Source organism: Pontibacter aquaedesilientis, assembly GCF_014773225.1.
Classification (GTDB): Bacteria; Bacteroidota; Bacteroidia; order Cytophagales; family Hymenobacteraceae; genus Pontibacter; species Pontibacter aquaedesilientis.
This window is the reverse complement of sequence record NZ_JACXAJ010000008.1, coordinates 87,745-106,758: the sequence shown is the minus strand read 5'-3', so window position 1 is coordinate 106,758 and position 19,014 is coordinate 87,745. Positions and strand designations below refer to the sequence as shown.

At 51.4% G+C, this 19,014-nt stretch carries 16 protein-coding genes; 2 read left to right on the top strand and 14 right to left on the bottom strand.

What is annotated here, in order from left to right:
• Positions 1-4 precede the first annotated feature (4 nt).
• From gatC to lon, 10 genes are all read right to left on the bottom strand, one after another.
• Positions 5-292, bottom strand: coding sequence for an Asp-tRNA(Asn)/Glu-tRNA(Gln) amidotransferase subunit GatC (gene gatC / locus H9Q13_RS14810; RefSeq protein ID WP_191184579.1), 288 nt, complete (start codon positions 290-292; stop codon positions 5-7).
• The gene (locus H9Q13_RS14805; RefSeq protein ID WP_224744313.1) at positions 234-1,040 is read right to left on the bottom strand and encodes a lysophospholipid acyltransferase family protein; all 807 of its coding nucleotides are present in this window, start codon (positions 1,038-1,040) and stop codon (positions 234-236) included. Before H9Q13_RS14805 ends, gatC begins: the two co-directional genes overlap by 59 nt.
• A 72-nt stretch (positions 1,041-1,112) precedes the next feature.
• The gene (locus H9Q13_RS14800; RefSeq protein ID WP_224744312.1) at positions 1,113-1,685 is read right to left on the bottom strand and encodes an NUDIX domain-containing protein; all 573 of its coding nucleotides are present in this window, start codon (positions 1,683-1,685) and stop codon (positions 1,113-1,115) included.
• A gap of 162 nt (positions 1,686-1,847) precedes the next feature.
• Positions 1,848-3,746, bottom strand: a complete 1,899-nt coding sequence (acs, locus tag H9Q13_RS14795; protein ID WP_191184578.1) for an acetate--CoA ligase — start codon at positions 3,744-3,746, stop codon at positions 1,848-1,850.
• A gap of 285 nt (positions 3,747-4,031) precedes the next feature.
• On the bottom strand, positions 4,032-5,723 hold the full coding sequence (locus tag H9Q13_RS14790; protein WP_191184577.1) for a sodium:solute symporter family protein: 1,692 nt from the start codon (positions 5,721-5,723) through the stop codon (positions 4,032-4,034).
• A 27-nt stretch (positions 5,724-5,750) separates the two neighbouring features.
• The gene (locus H9Q13_RS14785) at positions 5,751-6,014 is read right to left on the bottom strand and encodes a DUF4212 domain-containing protein (protein ID WP_191184576.1); all 264 of its coding nucleotides are present in this window, start codon (positions 6,012-6,014) and stop codon (positions 5,751-5,753) included.
• 250 nt (positions 6,015-6,264) lie between these two features.
• Positions 6,265-6,999: an SDR family NAD(P)-dependent oxidoreductase gene (locus tag H9Q13_RS14780; RefSeq protein WP_191184575.1), complete on the bottom strand. Its 735-nt coding sequence runs from the start codon at positions 6,997-6,999 to the stop codon at positions 6,265-6,267.
• Positions 7,000-7,075: 76 nt separating this feature from the next.
• Positions 7,076-7,396 (bottom strand): hypothetical protein, encoded by a 321-nt coding sequence (locus H9Q13_RS14775; RefSeq protein ID WP_191184574.1) that lies wholly within the window; start codon positions 7,394-7,396, stop codon positions 7,076-7,078.
• A 355-nt stretch (positions 7,397-7,751) separates the two neighbouring features.
• The gene (gene hslU / locus H9Q13_RS14770) at positions 7,752-9,146 is read right to left on the bottom strand and encodes an ATP-dependent protease ATPase subunit HslU (protein ID WP_191184573.1); all 1,395 of its coding nucleotides are present in this window, start codon (positions 9,144-9,146) and stop codon (positions 7,752-7,754) included.
• A 201-nt stretch (positions 9,147-9,347) separates the two neighbouring features.
• Positions 9,348-11,831 (bottom strand): endopeptidase La, encoded by a 2,484-nt coding sequence (gene lon / locus H9Q13_RS14765; RefSeq protein WP_191184572.1) that lies wholly within the window; start codon positions 11,829-11,831, stop codon positions 9,348-9,350.
• 227 nt (positions 11,832-12,058) lie between these two features.
• Here lon and H9Q13_RS14760 point away from each other — a divergent pair, with 227 nt between their 5' ends.
• Together H9Q13_RS14760 and H9Q13_RS14755 are read left to right on the top strand one after the other, a co-directional pair.
• Positions 12,059-14,041: an OmpA family protein gene (locus tag H9Q13_RS14760; protein ID WP_191184571.1), complete on the top strand. Its 1,983-nt coding sequence runs from the start codon at positions 12,059-12,061 to the stop codon at positions 14,039-14,041.
• Positions 14,042-14,062: 21 nt separating this feature from the next.
• Positions 14,063-14,809 carry a DUF4184 family protein gene (locus H9Q13_RS14755; RefSeq protein ID WP_191184570.1) on the top strand — a complete coding sequence of 249 codons (747 nt, stop codon included), beginning with the start codon at positions 14,063-14,065 and terminating at the stop codon, positions 14,807-14,809.
• On the opposite strand, the gene H9Q13_RS14750 is transcribed toward H9Q13_RS14755, so the two are convergent.
• Genes H9Q13_RS14750 through H9Q13_RS14735 form a run of 4 tightly spaced genes read right to left on the bottom strand, consistent with a single transcriptional unit; the run spans position 14,806 to position 19,013 of the window.
• On the bottom strand, positions 14,806-15,300 hold the full coding sequence (locus H9Q13_RS14750) for a DUF6702 family protein (RefSeq protein ID WP_191184569.1): 495 nt from the start codon (positions 15,298-15,300) through the stop codon (positions 14,806-14,808). The two genes, H9Q13_RS14755 and H9Q13_RS14750, sit on opposite strands and share 4 nt — an antisense overlap.
• A 2-nt stretch (positions 15,301-15,302) precedes the next feature.
• On the bottom strand, positions 15,303-16,472 hold the full coding sequence (locus H9Q13_RS14745) for a LysM peptidoglycan-binding domain-containing protein (RefSeq protein WP_191184568.1): 1,170 nt from the start codon (positions 16,470-16,472) through the stop codon (positions 15,303-15,305).
• Between the two features lie 14 nt (positions 16,473-16,486).
• Entirely contained in the window at positions 16,487-17,800 is a 1,314-nt protein-coding gene (gene rseP, locus H9Q13_RS14740) for an RIP metalloprotease RseP (RefSeq protein WP_191184567.1), read from the bottom strand.
• A 52-nt stretch (positions 17,801-17,852) separates the two neighbouring features.
• On the bottom strand, positions 17,853-19,013 hold the full coding sequence (locus tag H9Q13_RS14735; protein WP_191184566.1) for a 1-deoxy-D-xylulose-5-phosphate reductoisomerase: 1,161 nt from the start codon (positions 19,011-19,013) through the stop codon (positions 17,853-17,855).
• Position 19,014: the final 1 nt, after the last annotated feature.

Sequence of the window (19,014 nt, the reverse complement as noted above, 5' to 3'; positions counted from 1 at the left end):
GAGGCTATTCCAGTACTTTCGGCACTCTGAAATAATCGGAGTCTTTCTTAGGAGCATTTTTCAGGGCGTCTTCGTGCGACACGCTGTTAAACACGATGTCTTCGCGCATCACATTCACTTCTTCCGACATGTGAATCAGCGGCTCTACGTTTTCTGTATCGAGTTCACGTAACTGGTCTACCCAGTTCAGGATCTTATTCAGGTCCTGCAGCACTTCCTGCTCTTTCTCCTCGTTAAACTCCAGCCTGGCCAGGTGCGCGATCTTTCTGATGGTTTGAATATCGGTTGACATCTATCTTGTTATGTTTCGTAATTTCAGTTTGAATAATATGATGCACTCTCTCTTTCAGGGCGGGCACGTCCTGTAGCGTCATGCCCTTGGTTTCAATCGGCTCGTGGAGCACGATCTTGAGCGGATGCCAGCGTACCCTCAGCTTGCCGTCCAGAACGGGCAGAAACCTATGGTTAAAGGGCATCGTTACCGGCACCACTGGCAACTGCTTCTCAATGGCCAGCCTGAAAGGACCATCCTTAAAAGGCAAAAGTTCTTCCCCTGCCGTAGGCGGAATGGTTCCTTCCGGGAAAATAACCAGGTTACGCCCCTGCTCCAGCGACCTCATCGACTGGATATAGCTCTTGGCACTGCTAATGGCACTTTTGCGGTCTACGGAGATGTAAAGTTTCTCGTATACCTTGCCCCAAAGCGGCACTTTGGCTAAGGAGCTCTTCCCGACAAAGTTAATAAAACCCGGGATGGTATGCAGCAAAAGCGGAATGTCGAGGTAAGAACTATGGTTGGGCGTGAAGATATACTGCTCCTTATGGCTGAATCGCATGCGCCACTCTACTATGATCGGCGCTAAAAACATGCGCAAGGCCGAGGAGGACCAAAAGCGGTTGATGCCATGCACGTGCCGGTACCAGCGTTGCCTCCGGATGAGCACCGCCTGGAACGGGTAGGTAACCACAAACGGCATTACAAACCAGGTAACGCACCAGGTTGTGTAGAGACGATGTGACAGGTATTTCAGCGCTTTCATGCCTTCAAATGTAACAATAATCCATCAGTTAACAATCGGGGCGCTTTGAGAGTGCAGCAACTTAAAGAGCACTTATTTATCCTGCTGCAAGAGTATGGCGGCTTTGAGGATCCCGGCCACACTGATGGCATCGGTAATCTCATTGTCCATGACCATGCGCACGGCCTCCTCGAAGGATACCCGTCGGATGTGAAGCTCCTCCGTTTCTTCAAAAGCTGTTTCGCCGGCCTTTAGTTCCTGCGCCAGAAAAACAAAGCCTTCTTCGTCGGTAACCGAGTTGGAGGTATGCAGTCGGGCAATGTTAGTCCACTTTTCAGCCGTGAAACCGGTCTCTTCCTGTAGCTCGCGTTTCGCCGAATCGAGTATGTCGTGTTCGATCAATCCACCGCCCATGGGTACCTCCCAGCTGTACTCGTTGAGTGCGTAGCGGTACTGCCCCACCAGATAGGTATAGCCCTCGTCGTCGACAGGTATAACGGCAATGGCTTTGTTTTTGAAGCTGACCACACCGTAAATGCCCTCTCCGCCGTTTGGATTGAGCACCTGGTCTTCGCGTACTTTTATCCAGGGGTTTTGGTACACTTCTTCGGATGATAGGGTCGTCCAGGGGTTACGTTGTTCGTCGATCATAGCGGTTACTGTCATTTGTGGCAAAGATAAGAATTTGCAGTTTGTAAACTTGCCGCAAGGCGAGTAACAAATGAGGCTCCTGGCAGTGCTAAACGCCCGGTATACTATCGCAGGAAAGTTAAAAATCCTGCCACAAACGTTGCAGGACTTTACACAATCAACTAAACTAATACACTTCTACAAAGCCCCGGCTTTGATCTCCTCCACCACATCCGGATCGAGCAAAGTAGAGGTATCGCCCAGGTTGGACGTATCGCCCTCGGCAACTTTGCGCAGGATGCGGCGCATGATCTTGCCGGAACGGGTCTTTGGCAGACCGCTCACGATCTGGATCTTGTCTGGCTTCGCGATTTTGCCAATCTTTTCCACCACCGTCTCGATGATCTCGGCACGCAGGTAATCTGCGCGTTCCGGCACATCTTTACAAATAACGAAGGCGTAAATGCCCTGCCCCTTCACATCATGCGGATACCCCACCACAGCCGACTCCACCACATGCGCATTGTGGTTGATGGCTTCTTCTATCTCGGCGGTTCCAAAGCGGTGACCAGACACGTTGATCACGTCATCCACGCGGCCGATAATGCGGTACAGTCCATCCTTGTCGCGCTTGGCGCCATCACCGGTAAAGTACAGACCTTTGTAGGTCGAGAAGTAGCTGAGGCGGGCCCGCTCGTGGTCGCCGTAGGTGGTACGGATGATACTTGGCCACGGGAACTTCATGCAGAGGTAACCTTCCACCTCATTGTCGGTTATTTCATTGCCCTCTGCGTCTACCAGTATCGGCTGTATACCCGGCAGCGGCAAGCCTGCGTGGCTCGGTTTCATGGGAGTAATGTTCGCTATGGTCGAGATCATGATGCCACCGGTTTCGGTTTGCCACCACGTATCCACCACCGGGCAGCGCTCCTTTCCGACGTGGGTATGGTACCAGTGCCACGCCTCCTCGTTGATCGGTTCGCCCACCGAACCCAGCACTTTGAGGGAGTCGAGGCTATAGGATAACACATCGTCGATATCGCCGCCCATCAGGGACCGGATGGCAGTTGGGGCGGTATAGAAAATGTTGACGCCGAACTTATCCACCACCTGCCAGAAACGGCCCATGTCCGGATAAGTGGGTACGCCTTCGAACATCAGTGAAGTGGAACCCGACAAGAGCGGGCCATAAAGCAGGTAGGTATGCCCCGTAATCCAGCCAATGTCGGCGGTGCACCAGTAGATGTCGTTTTCCTGCACCTGAAACACGTTGCTGAAGCTGTATTGGGCGTATACCATGTAGCCACCGCAGGTATGCACCACACCTTTCGGCTTGCCTGTCGAGCCGGAGGTATAGAGAACAAAAAGCATGTCTTCGGCGTCCATTTCCTCGGCGGGGCAGTCTTTGCTTACCCCTTTCACCTCGTCGTGAAACCACACGTCGCGGCCCTCTACCATGTTCACGGCCCAGCCCAATCGCTCCACTACAATCACTTTCTGCACCGAGTCGCAACGCTCCAGGGCCTCGTCCACCACACGCTTCACCGGTATTTGCTTGGTGCCGCGGTTCAGACCGTCAGAGGTGAGTACCATACTGCACTGTGCATCGTTGATGCGGTCGGCCATGGCCACCGCCGAGAAACCGGCGAACACTACCGAGTGGACGGCTCCAATACGGGCACAGGCCAGTACGGCAAAAGCCAGTTCCGGAATCATAGGCATATAAATACAGATGCGGTCGCCTTTTTTAGCTCCGTTCTTTTTGAGCACGTTGGCGAACTGGCATACCTTCTCGTGGAGCTCGCGGTAGGTATAGCGGATATATCTTTCTTTCGGATCGTTCGGTTCCCAGATCAGGGCCAGTTTGTTGCCGCGGGTTTTGAGGTGCCGATCGAGGCAGTTTTCGGTAATGTTAAGCCTGCCGCCTTTAAACCATTTCACGTTCGGCTCCTCGAAGTTCCACTCCAATGTGGTGTTCCACTTTTTACGCCATGTAAACGTGCTGGCTATATCGGCCCAAAACCCTTCCGGGTCTTTCACACTACGCTTATAAGCTTGCTGGTATTCTTCAATAGTTTTAATTTGGATGTTAGGCATGGTGACAGGTAAGTTTAGTTTAGTGTTTTAGGTTCAGGTGTTTTTATCAGATGGCATTCTGGTTCCTCGGTTCATGGGCGGGCTCCAATTTCCCTAGAGATATTGCTCACATGGCAGTTAGAAATATATCGTCGATGATCTAAATATAGCCATCTTCCTTGTAAAATGCCCTATTCTCAGTCTTATAATCACCCTTTGAGTTAACCAGACAGAATACCACAAGGCAAGCAGCGGCACAACAGACTACTCCGGTTTTAGCTAACAAGACTACCTGCCCGATCTGCTTTAATGTTTTGCCACAACAGCACCTGCTCCTCTCGGTATGCGGATGTCCTCTACCAAATCCTGAATGTGGGCTGGTGGAGCCGGAGTAAAGCGGGAGATAATGAAGGATACCCCGAAGTTGATAATCATCCCGACGGTTCCTATACCTTCCGGAGAAATCTCCATGAACCAGTTCTCAGGTATGTTGGCGGCTGGGTTCATGAATTTGAAGTAGTAAATGTAGCTGATCGTGAACAAGAGCCCTGAGATCATGCCCCCTATCGCACCTTGCTTGTTCATACGCTTCGAGAAGATGCCCATGATGATGACCGGGAAGAACGAAGCAGCGGCCAGACCAAAAGCAAAAGCCACTACCTCCGCCACAAAACCAAGCGGATTGATGCCAAAGTAACCGGCCACCACTACCGCAAAAGTCGCTGCCAGACGGGCCGCAATCAGTTCCTGCCGCTCGGATATACCTGTCATAACCGACTTTTTGAGCAAGTCGTGTGCGATGGAGGTGGAAATGACCAGCAAAAGACCGGCCGCTGTGGAAAGCGCCGCTGCCAGACCACCGGCCGCTACCAGGGCAATCACCCAGTTGGGCAGCCTAGCAATCTCCGGGTTCGCCAGCACCATGATGTCTTTGTCGATTTTGAGTTCGTTCACGGCAGGGTCTTTCGCATACTGAATGCGGCCATCACCGTTCTTGTCGTCCACGCCAATCAGTCCGGTTTTCTCCCAGTTGTTTACCCATTGCGGCATAGAAGCCATGGGTTGGTTGCTCGTGGTTTGCAGCATGTTGTACATACCAAAAGCCCCCACTGCAGGCGCGGCTGTGTATAGTATGGCAATAAACACCAACGCATAACCTGCCGACTTGCGGGCGTCTTTTACCCTCGGAACCGTAAAAAATCGCACAATAACATGCGGCAGTCCCGCTGTCCCTACCATCAGGGCAGCCGTAATAAAAAACACGTCAATTGTGGCCTTGCTACCGTCGGTATAGGCCACGAAGCCCAACTCGGTCAGCATGCCATCCAGTCTGTCGAGCAGGTAAGTACCATCGGCCAAAGTGCCGCCCAGACCCAGTTGCGGAACCGGGTTGCCTGTCAGCATCATCGAGATAAAAATAGCCGGTACCATGTATGCGAAAATCAGGACACAGTACTGGGCCACCTGGGTATAGGTAATGCCTTTCATACCGCCCAGCACGGCATAAAACAACACGATCACCATACCGATGATTACCCCTGTTTCGATCTGTACTTCCAGGAAACGGGAGAACACAATGCCCACACCACGCATTTGGCCGGCCACGTAGGTAAAAGAAATGAAAATGGCACAGACCACCGCCACCAGCCGGGCGGTTTTGGAATAATAGCGGTCGCCCACAAAATCAGGAACGGTGAACTTGCCGAACTTGCGCAGGTATGGGGCCAGGAGTAGGGCCAGTAACACATAGCCGCCCGTCCAGCCCATCAGGTATACCGAGCCGTCGTAGCCCATAAACGAAATCAGGCCTGCCATCGAAATGAACGAGGCGGCCGACATCCAGTCGGCTGCCGTGGCCATCCCGTTAGCCAAAGGGCTCACGCCGCCACCGGCCACATAGAATTCTTTGGTGGAACCGGCCCGCGACCAGATTGCAATACCGATGTACAAGGCGAAGGTTAGCCCCACTATGAGGTAGGTCCAGGTTAGGATATCCATCGTGCTGAATGCTTTGGTTGAGATTGGTTAGTCTTCGTTTACATCAAACTCGCGATCGAGCCTGTTCATCAGCCACACATAAATGAAAATAATGAGCACGAAGGCATAAATTGCCCCCTGCTGCGCAAACCAGAAGCCTAACTTGAAACCGCCCAGCCGGAAAGCATTCATTTCGTCTACCAGCAGAATTCCGAACACATAGGATACAGCGAACCATAGGCCCAGTAGTATTAACAGTAACCGGATGTTGCGCCGCCAGTACTCCCGCATGCTTTTTTTGTCATTCTCCATAAGATGGCTTGATTGTTAGGTAAGACTTAGCTGCCCGCCCAAAGTCAGTAATTAGATGTTGCCGGGCTAGAGCGTGCTGTACTACAGTTGATTAAATTAGCACAACTCCAGAAGAATAACAAAAATAGCTTTGAACTATATGGACGTATTGGCTGCCTTACACAACAGGTATAGCACCTATATCTATTGCCTTCCGGTAAAAACAAAAGCCCTGTCTTTATGACAAGGCTTTTGTTTTGGCTTAACTGCTTTATACCTGCATGTCCCGCACCGAGACCAGCACTTCTCCAAAATCATCGGTATTGTTGAGGAACCAGACGATCTTGCGTCCCACCTCTTCCGGTGATGCCAGTTCGCCTTGCTCTTTATAATCGCGGAAACGCTGCACGTTGCTAAACTTCTCTTCATCGCTTTCACGGATGTGCTCCTGCATGGCCGTATCCACCACGCCTGGCGAAAGGGCGTATACCCGCACCCCAGAGCCGCGCACATTTTGCTCCTGCTGTATGGTTTGCGAAAGCATGTCGATCGCCGCCTTGGAAGCGCAGTAACTCGCCCACCCATCAATCGGGTGCTGCCCTGCACCAGAACTGATGTTGACTATTACTTTGGGGACTTGCAGCGGCTGGTACACCTGCAGAAAGCTGTTCATAAGCATAGCCGGCACGATCACGTTGATATCAAACACGAACTCAAAACGCTCGTTTGGCATACCTTCGCCCACATACCCGATGTCACCCAGCACCCCAGCATTGTTGATCAGCACCAATCGCTCGGCGTCTTTGTAAGGTAGAAACACCTTGTGCAGGTTATGCTCCACGGCAGGTATGTCCGAGAAATCCAGTGGCTGGTGGCGGTAGTTCTTATGCTGTATGGTACTGTTGCGGCATACGCCAATCACACAGTTGTGCTCGTCCTTAAGAAGTTCCTCTGCGATGGCCTTGCCTATACCTTTGCTCGTTCCGGTGATGAAGTAGTAGTTCATGAAAGTTTGGGAGTTTGAGAGTTTAGGAGTTAAGGGTTGTTCTTCAGATTACGGATAGGGTGTGAATGGGGATACTTTAATCCGGATACTGCTCTCTATGCATTGCCTTGTAAAGGTTTTCTATTGTCTTATAGCCGATCTTCTCAATTAACAGACTATCCATTTTGAGATTATAACAACTGAAATAGGGATGCCCTACATCACCAGTATAGATAATCTCGATCCCATATTGTTCCTCTATGCGCTTGTAGAATGTGAATGGAAACTTATTTTCATATGCATCAAACCCACTACTGAAGTACATCTTGAATTCTCCTTTGTTATGGTCTGTTTCTGCCTTTGAAATAGCCGACTCACAGCTGTCTACAGTGGAAAAGAAATGTCTCATCTCTTTCACATGTTTCGAAGTGGACACATCTAGCAATAGAAAGTAAGACAAAACAGCGCCTAACACTAAAAACAATGTTAGGACAGCCAATAACTGAGAAAACTGCGTTCTATTCATAGGAAAATCACTTGACTGCAAGTAGCGAATTCGCTTAACCTAAAAAGCTGATGTCTCTGCCTTCGCGGAAACACCAGCTTTTCATTTTGGCGAGTCACAGACTCGCTCTTATATGCAAGTCACGGGAATAATTCCCGCGCCAGTTCTTTAAAAAACTTAAGCATGATTCGGACAGGTCGCGACCTGTTCTTGCTTTGTATGATTTGAGTTGAGGTTTACCCGTTTCTAACTTCCTCAACTCCTAAACTTACAGAATATACTGGCTCAAATCCCTGTTCTTCACCATATCAGACAGCCTTTCCAGTACCATCTCGCGGTTTACCATGATGTGGGCGTTCGGGCCGATCTTGTCTGGCACATCGAAGAGGATGTCGTTGAGCAGGCGGCTCATCACCGTGTGCAGACGGCGGGCACCGATGTTCTCCACCTCCGAGTTTACTTCAAAGGCGATGTTCGCGATCTCATCCAGTGCTTCGTCAGCAAAGCTAAGCTCTACATTCTCGGCTGCCAGCAATGCTACATACTGTTTGGTCAGCGCGTTTTTCGGGAACTTCAGGATTTGGTAAAAGTCATCTTTGGTGAGGCTTTGCAGCTCTACTCTGATCGGGAAACGGCCCTGTAACTCAGGTATAAGGTCTGATGGCTTGGCCACATGAAAGGCACCCGCTGCAATGAACAGAATGTGGTCGGTGTTGATGACGCCATACTTGGTGTTTACCGTAGAACCTTCTACGATCGGCAACAGGTCACGCTGCACGCCTTCGCGGCTCACGTCCGGCCCACTGCCTTTGCTGCTGGCGCTGGCCACTTTGTCAATCTCGTCGATAAAGATCACGCCGGAGTTTTCAGCCTTAAAGATGGCCTCTTCCTTCACCTCATCCATATCAATAAGCTTAGACGCCTCTTCCTCCAACAGAATCTTGCGGGCTTCAGCAATGGTTACTTTGCGCTTCTTGGTCTTTTTGGGCATCATGCCGCTGATCATCTCCTGAATATTCATCATAGAGGCTTCGTCCATACCCGGGCCCATCACGCCCATACCTGGCATGGCGCTCTGCTGAATGCGGATTTCAATTTTGCGGTCTTCTAGTTCGCCGTTGCGGATTTTCTCCCTGAACTTCTCACGGGTGCGCTCATTCAGCTCGTAGTCGTTGTCGGGCATGGCATTGGGCTCGGTTGTGCTGGAGTAGCCGGGGGTCGCGCGTCCTCCCTGTATCGGCGGAATCAGCGCATCCAGAATGATGTCTTCCACCGCCTCGGCAGCCTTCTGCTTCACTTCCTCCTTCTTTTTGGTTTTCACCATGTTCACAGATTGCTCCACCAGGTCGCGCACCATGCTTTCCACATCGCGGCCCACGTAGCCTACTTCTGTAAATTTAGAGGCCTCTACCTTAGTAAAGGGGGCATCGGCGATTTTGGCCAGGCGACGGGCAATTTCGGTCTTACCCACGCCGGTTGCACCGATCATCAGGATGTTGTTGGGCACAATATCGCGGCGGATGCTTTCGTCAGCGTTCATGCGGCGCCAGCGGTTACGCAGCGCGATGGCCACATTGCGTTTAGCGTCTTTCTGCCCGATGATATATTTATCCAGCTCCTCAACAATCTGGGCTGGTGTCAAATGCTCAATTGAATCTAACATTTCGATATTTTAAAATTAAAAACCTGACAGTTACCCCACAGGGCCATAAACTGCCTTACTTTTTACTCCTACGTTTCGGAAACGTGTCCGTATAACAGTAGCTTTTTAATGTCAGGTACTGCCCAAAGCAATAGCCACCCTGTGCCTAAACCACATACGGAGGGTTTCAGGAGAGAACGCGGCATAGCCTGCTTACGCTAATTACTCACTCTTATTATTCTCGGTCACAACCAGTTTCAGCGGGTGCTTTACTTTCTGCTTCAGCAACGCAATCTGAATTACTTCGTCTACACGGTCCACATAATGGATGTGCAGCCCTTTGATATACTGCTCCGGTATCTCGCTAATGTCTTTCCGGTTCTTTTTGCAAAGAATGATATCGGATATTCCGGCACGCTTCGCAGCCAGAATCTTCTCTTTTATACCTCCTACCGGCAACACCTTGCCACGCAGCGTAATCTCACCGGTCATAGCCAGGCGCGACTTCACTTTGCGTTGCGTGAACACCGAAGCAATCGATGTGAAAATGGCTATACCTGCCGAAGGACCGTCTTTCGGAACGGCGCCTTCCGGGAAGTGAATGTGCAAGTCGTATTGCTCGAATATGCGGTAGTCGATGTCCAGCAGCTCGGCATGGGCACGCAGGTAAGAGAGGGCTGTCATGGCCGACTCTTTCATCACATCGCCTAATTGGCCAGACAAGGTCAGCTTGCCTTTGCCTTTGCTAAGAATCGACTCGATAAACAGAATATCACCACCTACCGAGGTCCAGGCCAAGCCTGTAACCACACCAGCAGTATCTATGTCCTGGTAGATTTCCTTGTCAAAAGTTTCCGGGCCAAGAATTTTCACGACGTCCTCCGGTTTGATGGTCGGAACATATTCTTCTTCCATCGCCTTCATTTTCGCTGTGTTGCGGATTACCCGCCCGATCTTACGCTCCAGGCTTCGTACCCCTGACTCACGGGTATAGTCCTCGATCACTTTCTGGATCGTAGCCTTCGGCATTTTCACGTCCTCTTCCTCCAGACCATGCTCTTTCACTTGCTTCGGCACGAGGTGGCGTTTGGCGATCTCGGTTTTTTCTTCCATGGTATAACCCGTGAGCTCAATGATCTCCATACGGTCGCGCAGGGCAGGCTGTATGGTCTCTAGGGAATTGGCTGTGGCAATGAACAGTACCTTGGAGAGGTCGTATTCCACGTCCAGGTAGTTGTCCATGAAGGTATGGTTCTGCTCCGGGTCCAGCACTTCCAGCAAAGCCGAAGACGGGTCGCCCCGAAAATCAGAGGCTAGCTTATCGATCTCGTCGAGTATGATCACAGGATTGGAAGATCCCACTTTTTTGATCTGGCTAATGATTTTGCCCGGCATGGCCCCCACATAAGTACGGCGGTGACCACGAATCTCGGCCTCATCCCGCACGCCGCCCAGTGACATTCTGACATATTTACGCCCCAATGCAGTGGCAATGGAACGGCCCAGTGATGTTTTACCCACACCCGGAGGTCCATAGAGACACAAAATAGGAGCTTTCATGTCCTGCTTGAGCTTCAGTACAGCCAGGTATTCCAGTATGCGCTCCTTTACTTTCTCCAGACCATAATGATCGGCGTCCAGTATTTTTTTGGTGCGCTTCAGGTTAAAATTGTCTTTGGTGGTTTCATTCCAGGGCAGGTCTAGCAAGAATTCGATGTAGTTCACCGCTACCGGGTATTCCGCAGCCTGTGGGTTAAGACGAGCCAGTCGCTCCAGTTCTTTCTGCACGTGCTTGGCCACCTGCTCCGGCCACTTTTTCTTGGCGGCACGCTCACGGAAGCGCTCAATTTCCTGATCGGGTCCCTCCTGCCCCAACTCGTCCTGCAACACTTTGATCTGCTGACGCAAAAAGTAGTCGCGCTGCTGCTGATCGATGTCGGTGTGCACCTTGCTGTGAATCTCCTGCTTGAGTTCGAGCAGCTGAATCTCGCGCAGCATGATTTCGAGGAGTTGCGTACCACGCTCCACCCCGTCGTTCACTTCCAGAAGCTTCTGCTTCTGCGCCACATCCACATTCAGGTTACTCGACAAGAAATGCGTCAGGAAACTTGGGCTGTCAATATTGTCAAGGGCTACCTGGGCTTCCTGCGGAATTTCGGGGTTAAGCTTGAGCATTTTGGCAGCCGCGTCTTTGAGCGAATGCACCAGCGCCTTTACCTCTTTGCTTTTCTTGTTCGGGAATGTGTCCTGGCAGTAGCTCACCTTAGCCGACAGGTAAGGGTCTTCTTGCGTAACCTCGTCTATCTTGAAGCGGCTCTGGCCCTGAATGATGATGGTCGTGTTGCCGTCGGGCAGCACCAGCATTTTCAGGATCTTGGCCATCGTGCCGGTATCATACAGGTCTTCCGCAGTAGGGTCGTCGCTGTTAGTATTGCGTTGCGCCACCACCCCGATGATCTTGTCGCCTTTGTGGGCCTTGCGCACCAGGCGTACTGATTTTTTGCGGCTTACGGTAATCGGTAGCACCACACCCGGGAACAGCACCGTGTTGCGCACGGCCAGTATAGGCAGTTCGCCGGGCATATCCTCCGGAAGCATTTCTTCGTCAGGGTCAGTGGTAATAACAGGAATCAGGTCATCGCTGTCTTCAATCGACATGTTTCCGAACAAAAGGTTGTTGAAGTAGTTCTTTGATGTATAGTTCATAGGTTGTATCAGTGCCAAATTGACATAAAGATAGCGAATTTCTCCCTTTATGCCTGTGAGGTGTACTATGGTCAAGAGCTGTGCCAAGTGCGGCCAATAGTCGAAATTGTCGCTTTTTGTACCTCCTCCGGTGTCTATACCTAAAATATAAGCCATATTTAATAAATCGTTTCAGAACATAGGCTAAAAAATAATATCTTTGGTTTCAGGTAACGTGCCCTGTGCTGATGAAACGATTTAATGCCCTTGTGCTTTTCTTTCTTCTATTGACTCCCATCTTATGCCTGGGCCAGTCGAAGCATACCCCCCTGAAGGACGGCCCCGATGTGAAAGTGAAAAAAACCGCTCCCAACCAGGAGATGCACCTCACCTTCCCGAACCTGAATAAAATCACGTACTACAAAGACTCCAAAAAGCTATCGGAGATACAGCGTTTCGAAAGGCGCAAGCAGTATGGGCAGGCGCTCCCGTTGCTCGAGCGCTATGTGCGCAGCTTCGGTATTCAGAACTTTTACAAGGATACCCGCTTGCTGTGGCGGCTTGGCCAGCTGTACGAGCGCCAGGGTATGATGAACCAGGCCATGGAGGTATACCGCCTTGTACTGAAACACCATCGCAGCGATGTGCGCCAGGTACAGTCATACTACGACTCGCTGGAGCAGAACACCAAAGACAACTACGTGCCGCTTAGCTACTACTATGAGTTGGTGGAGTACCGTAAGTCCATCTCGAGTTACCAGCCACCACGCGGGGTATACCTGAACATGGGCAATGGCATCAACTCGCCTTACGAAGACTACGGCCCTACCCTGAGCGGTGACAACAATACCCTGATCTTCACATCAAAGCGTACTTTTTTAGGGATACAAAGCAGGCCAAACGAAGACCTGTACTTTGCCCAGAACCACAATGATTTCTGGTCTGAGGCCAAGTCTTTTGGCAAGCCGATCAACAGTATTTACAACGAAGGTTCTGCCACCCTTACCCGCGACGGAAAAACACTCTACTTTGCACGCTGCGAATCGCCGGACGGGTACGGCAATTGTGACATTTACAAGGCCACCCTGCAACCAGACGGCAACTGGCACGAAATAGAAAACCTGGGTCCTAACGTTAACGGTGCTGCCTGGGACTCGCAGCCAGCCCTATCGCCAAACGAGGACACGCTTTATTTTGCTTCTGACCGCCTGGGCGGATTCGGACTTTCCGATATCTACTTCACCTACAAAACCAAGAGCGGACAGTGGGCTCCCGCGCAGAACATGGGCCCGATCATCAATACCCGACAGAGTGAAGTCAGCCCATTCTACCACCCCAAGTATAAAGTACTGTATTTCAGCTCCAGAGGCCAGCTTTTCAACTTCGGCGATTTTGACATCTACAAAACATACCTGGTAGGCAACCGTTGGCAGGAACCCCGCAATATCGGGCCGCTTGTGAACGGAAGAGGCAGCGAGTACTACTTCACCATCGATGCGCAGTCGAAAAACCTCTACTATGCCCGTTCCGAAGAGAGTGACATCAAGAATCTGGACCTTTACTCTTTCCCGCTCCCCATGGAAGCACACCCCCTTGCCGTTACCAAAGTGGAGGGAGTAGTCCGCGATTCGGTTACGAACAAGCCGCTCACGGGCATTATCTCTATCATCGACCTGGACAACGGAATTGAAATCTCGTCGAAGTACATTCGTCCGGATGGCAGCTTTGCCTTCAGCTTGATCGACAATTCCAGGTATATGATGATCATCCAGAGCCCTGACTTTTTCACGATTGAGCGTGAGCTGGCTCTCAAACAGGACACTTCACTGCAGATTATGGCCAAGGTGATTGACCACAACATTCCGATGGTGTTCAAGAACATTGAGTTTGCCCCCAATGAGTCGAACATTACCGAGAGCATGCATCCCATACTCGACGAAGTGGCTTTCTTCCTGGCGGAGAATCCAGCGTTCCGCCTTGAGATTTCAGGCCATACCGATAGTGCCGGCGATCCGGAGTTTAACCAGATTCTGTCAAAAGACCGGGCTGACGCCATCATGCAGTACATCCAGCATAGGGTTCGTATAGACGATGGCCGGATAGAAGCCTATGGGCATGGCAGCAGCAAACCGCTCCGTGAGGAGAAGACAGAAGCGGACCGCCGCATAAACCGCCGCGTGGAGTTCAGATTGTTAAAACCCGTTGTGAGTAAAGGAGGTAAAGCAAACTAGCGTAATCATGTTTGCCATTTTATGCCCTTCACCGCTGCCCATCCTGCCGCCATACTTCCGTTGCTTCGACGTAGCCGCTGGTTTTCAGCCACTGGCCTGATCACGGGTAGCATTGCGCCTGACTTTCAGTATTTCTTTTTACTCCCCCTTTTCAGGCATAGCGGCCATACCCTCGAAGGACTGCTTTATTTCAACCTGCCTGTGGCTTTTGTATTGGCAATGGTGTTTCATGTAATAGTCCGAAGGCCGGTCGTGGCACATTTACCTACCTGGCTTCAAAGCCGGGCGCTGGCTGTACCAAGGTTATCGTGGATTTCCTATATGCGGGAGAGGTGGCTGGTATTCGCCACTTCGGTGATAATAGGCGCTTCCACGCACATTTTCTGGGATGGGTTCACGCATTATGGCGGATACTTTGTGCAACAGTGGCCCGCCCTGACTAGGACAACAACCATACTGGGAATGGAAATGATGTATTGCCGGATCTTGCAGCATACCAGCACTTTGGTAGGCAGTCTGGCTATTTTGCTCTATACCTGGCAGCTTCCGGCCGTGGCTATACCTGACGGCATGGGTCTGCGCCGTAAATTTTGGTTCTGGACGGGTATTGGGGTTGCCGGGTTTGGCTTTATGGTTTTCGCCTTGTTTGCAAGTGCCTTTATGCGGTCGTTGATGGGGATTGTGGTGTCGTTCCTGTCAGGCGCTATGCTGGCCACGCTGGCCCTGAGCATAGCCCTCCAAATCAGCAGGTACCGGCAGCGAGCTTAAAAGCCCATCTTGCGGGTGCCATCATTCTTCTGAAACAGCGTGCTGCTTACTTTGCCTTTATAGTCGAGGTTCACGATATTCATCTGGTCACTGAACAACTCCTGCAGCACCACGTTGCGCACATACAGGTGGGTAAGGACCGGGGTCTTCAGTGGCACCTCCAGGTATACCCACACCACATCGGCCTCCTGCTCCGCGCCTACAAAGGTAGGCCGCAGCGGTTTCCCCTTTTCCAGTTCAAAAGAAAGGCTAGCCCCAATGTACTCCTGCACATATTGTTGCACCTGGGCAGACCGGTTGTAGACTACTTTCTTCTTGCTGCGCCGCGAGAGGGCTTCCTCCAGGTCGTCCACAAACACCTTTATCGCCACTTCCAGGCTTTGGGAGCGGGGGTTATACCTGGCATCGGTAATGCTGGCGTGGTAGTCGTGGGCGAAGGCGAACTGGCTCAAAAAGGTGAGAGCCAATGCAAATATGATTGTTCGGAGCATGCTTATTTCTGGGCTTGCGGGAGGTCAGAAAGAACGCGTTTGGCCATGTTGGGCATGTTGTCGCTCACGATGCGCTGCACGTCGTTCATATTGGATTGATAAGGCACTTTCACCTTGTTGCCAGACACTAGCTCTCCCTTACTGTCATAGATCGAATAATGAACCAGGAAGTCACGCTCGTAGTTCCAGCTGGCACGGTCCAGGCAGTTTTCGTAATTCGTCTTCACTTCAAACTGATTGATGAAAACGTAGTAGTCGATCCCGTATTGGTTGTTGAAGTGCGTGAAGAACTTCGGGTCTTTCACCTGCACGCCGAAGTGCTTGTTCTCGTCCTGTGCCACCGGTACCGTGGCCAGTTGGCCACTTTTAATGTTCAGGTTCTTTTTCTGACGCTTCACCCAGTCGAGCGCATTTTCACGTTCCTTTGCTTTCACTACGGGCTGGTGGTTGTAACGGGATTGTTTGTTATCCTGATAGCCGTAGTTCAATGATTTGTACAGGGTGCTGAGCTCGCTCACACTATCGCGGTATACCCCGCCCAGCAGGTTGATGGTCTCGTAGCCATCAGGCGCCAACATGGCATTGAGCCTCCCCCTGAACACGTGCCGCACATTCTGGCGTGGGATCTTGGAGTGACGGGCTATTTCATCGTCGGCATCGGAGAAGTACAGGTATGGGTCGAACGGAACAACCAGGATGCGTTGCTTTACCTTGCTTTCGAGTGAGGGCAGCGTAGAAGCCGAGGCAGATGTACTTTCCTGGGTGCGGGCCGGGCCAGTGCCCATAGCTGCAGCTGGCTTGGCGGCGGTGGCAGGCTTGGCTGTGGCCGGTGTTGCAGCCTTAGTCGTTGTTGCAGCGGCAACCGGTTTAGAGGCTGTGGCTGGCTTGGTGGCTACTGCTTTCGCCTGCGGCTTGCGGCTGGTCAGGTATAGCTTCTGCCCCATCTGCAACTTTGTACCATTCCATTTCTGCAGCGAATCTAGTGGAATGTTGAAACGGCGCGACAGGCTGTAATAGGTCTCACCCTGCTGCACAACATACACGCTGTCTGATACGGCCTTATGCTGGGAAAATGAAAAGGCCGATGCTACGGGTGTAGCACCGGCCTGATTAAATGCAAAAATAAAAATAAGGGCAACTGTTGCCAGGGCATATTTCACGAAGGTTTTCATAGGGGAATCTTTGGTTAGAAGATTATCTTGAACACATCGTTAAATATAGCAAAAGCCATTAAGCCCAACAATAAAACCATGCCCACTTTTTGGGCGTTTTCTAAAAAGTTATCCGACGGCTTGCGACCGCTGATCATCTCATATGTCAAAAATACAACGTGGCCGCCGTCCAGTGCAGGTATAGGCAGGAAGTTCATAAAGGCCAGCACCATCGACAGCATACCTGTAATCGACCAGAATTTATACCAGTTGAAAGTGTCGCCAAAAATCTGGGCTATACCGATCGGTCCGCTCAATGACTTAGAAGCCGATACCTCGCCGCGGAAAATCTTGCCGAAGCCTTTCAGGTTGGCCGTGATCACTCCGAAGGCCTGGTTGGTACCCAGCGGAATGGCCTCACCCAAACTATAGTCGCGGGTGGCGTACTCCAGAAGCGGCTTTTGGTAAAAGCCCAGGGTTCCGTCCTCATTCGCCGTGGTTTCAAGAACCACCAGCTCATTGTTACGCTCCACTTCTATCGTTACTGGCTTGCCAGCATACTTCTGCATGACGGCCTGGAACTCGGTAAAGAACTGGGTGCTTTCTCCGTTAATACGCTTAATGTAATCTCCGGACTGTAGGCCAGCTTTAGAGGCAGGACTGCTTGGTGCAACCTCGCCTACAACAAACGGTACACGCGGCTGCACAAAGAACATACGCTCCTTGTTGTCGGCCATGCGATCCATAAAGTCGGCAGGTATAGGGATGTTGATGCGGTCGCCGTTGCGTTCCACGGTATAGAAAGCGTCGCGGCCAAGCAGCATGTCCATCGAATACACATCCTCGAATTTCTCCAGAGGCTGACCATTCACGGCCACAATCTTATCGCCGGTCTGGAAACCAATGTCCTGCCCGATCTCGTTTGGCTGTACGCCATACTTCACTTCTTTGGCGGGCAGATAGCTCTCCCCATAGCTGTAAGTCAGTGCGATGAAGATCACTATACCTGTGATCACGTTCACGATAATACCGCCCATCATCACAATCAGGCGCTGCCAGGCTGGTTTGGCGCGGAATTCCCATGGCTCCGGGTCTTTCTTCAGAGCCTCTGTATCCAACGATTCATCCACCATACCGGATATCTTCACAAAACCTCCCAGCGGAATCAGGCCCAGCATATATTCTGTTTCGCCTACCTTCTTACTAAATATCTTGGGTGGGAAACCGATCGCATATTTCTCGACGCGCATGCCAAACCACTTGGCAGCCAACATATGTCCCAGCTCATGCAATCCGACCAATATTGTCAGGCCCAAAATGAGCTGGCCCACCATAATTAAAATATCCATTTAATAGAAATAAATTTAGAACAGATGATTGTTTGACAATGAATAACGTGCTTTAATGGCTTCGTTTGCTAACTGCTTCTGCCGCATGAGCGCGCGTCTCCCTGTCTGTTGTAACATAGTCTTCGTAAGAAGGATTCGCAATATACGCAACTTTTGCCATACTGCTTTCGATGATATCGGACATCTCCAGGAAGCCCACCTCCTCGCGCAGGAAGGCTGTTACGGCAACTTCATTGGCTGCGTTGAGAATGCACGGCATGTTACCCCCACGCTCCATCGCATCGAAAGCGAGCTGCAGGTTGCGGAAGGTCTCCAGGTCAGGCTGCTCGAAGGTGAGTTGCGGGTAGTCCAGGAAGCTGAAACGGGGAAAGTCGGATTTGAGTCGGTTCGGGTAGCCCAGCGCATACTGGATCGGCAGTTTCATATCCGGCAGCCCCAGCTGCGCCTTAATAGAGCCATCCTCAAACTGCACCAGCGAATGGATGATGGATTGCGGATGCACCACTACTTCGATCTGGTCGTTCCGTAGCCCAAAAAGCCACTTCGCCTCAATCACCTCCAAACCTTTGTTCATGAGCGATGCCGAGTCAATGGTGATCTTGGCGCCCATCTCCCAGTTCGGGTGCTTGAGCGCTTGTGCTCTTGTCACTTGGCGCAACTCATCGGCTTTTCGGCCCCTGAATGGTCCACCGGACGCAGTCAGGATAATCTTCTCGATAGGGTTATGAAACTCGCCGGCTAGGCACTGGAAAATAGCGCTGTGCTCGGAGTCTACCGGGTAAATGTTGACGCCCTGCTGACGGGCCAGGTCGGTGATCAGCTGACCTGCCACCACCAGCGTTTCTTTGTTGGCCAGGGCAATCTCTTTGCCGGCTTTGATGGCGCGTATGGTTGGTTGCAGACCGGCATAGCCCACCATGGCGGTAAGCACCATGTCCACAGTGCCCATCTCCACCACAGCGCAAAGTGCATTTGCCCCGGCGTATACCTTGATGTCCTCGTGCTGCAGGGCGTAGCGCACCTGCTCGTACAGGCTTTCATTCGCGATTACGACCGCATTCGGTTTAAAAGCCAGGGCCTGGGCTATCAGTAAATCGGCGTTGTTGTTGGCCGTGATGACCTCAAGCTCAAAACTTGCAGGGTGGGCCCCGATCACTTCCAGGGCCTGCGTGCCGATGGAGCCGGTGGAGCCGAGTATGGCAATTCGTTTCATT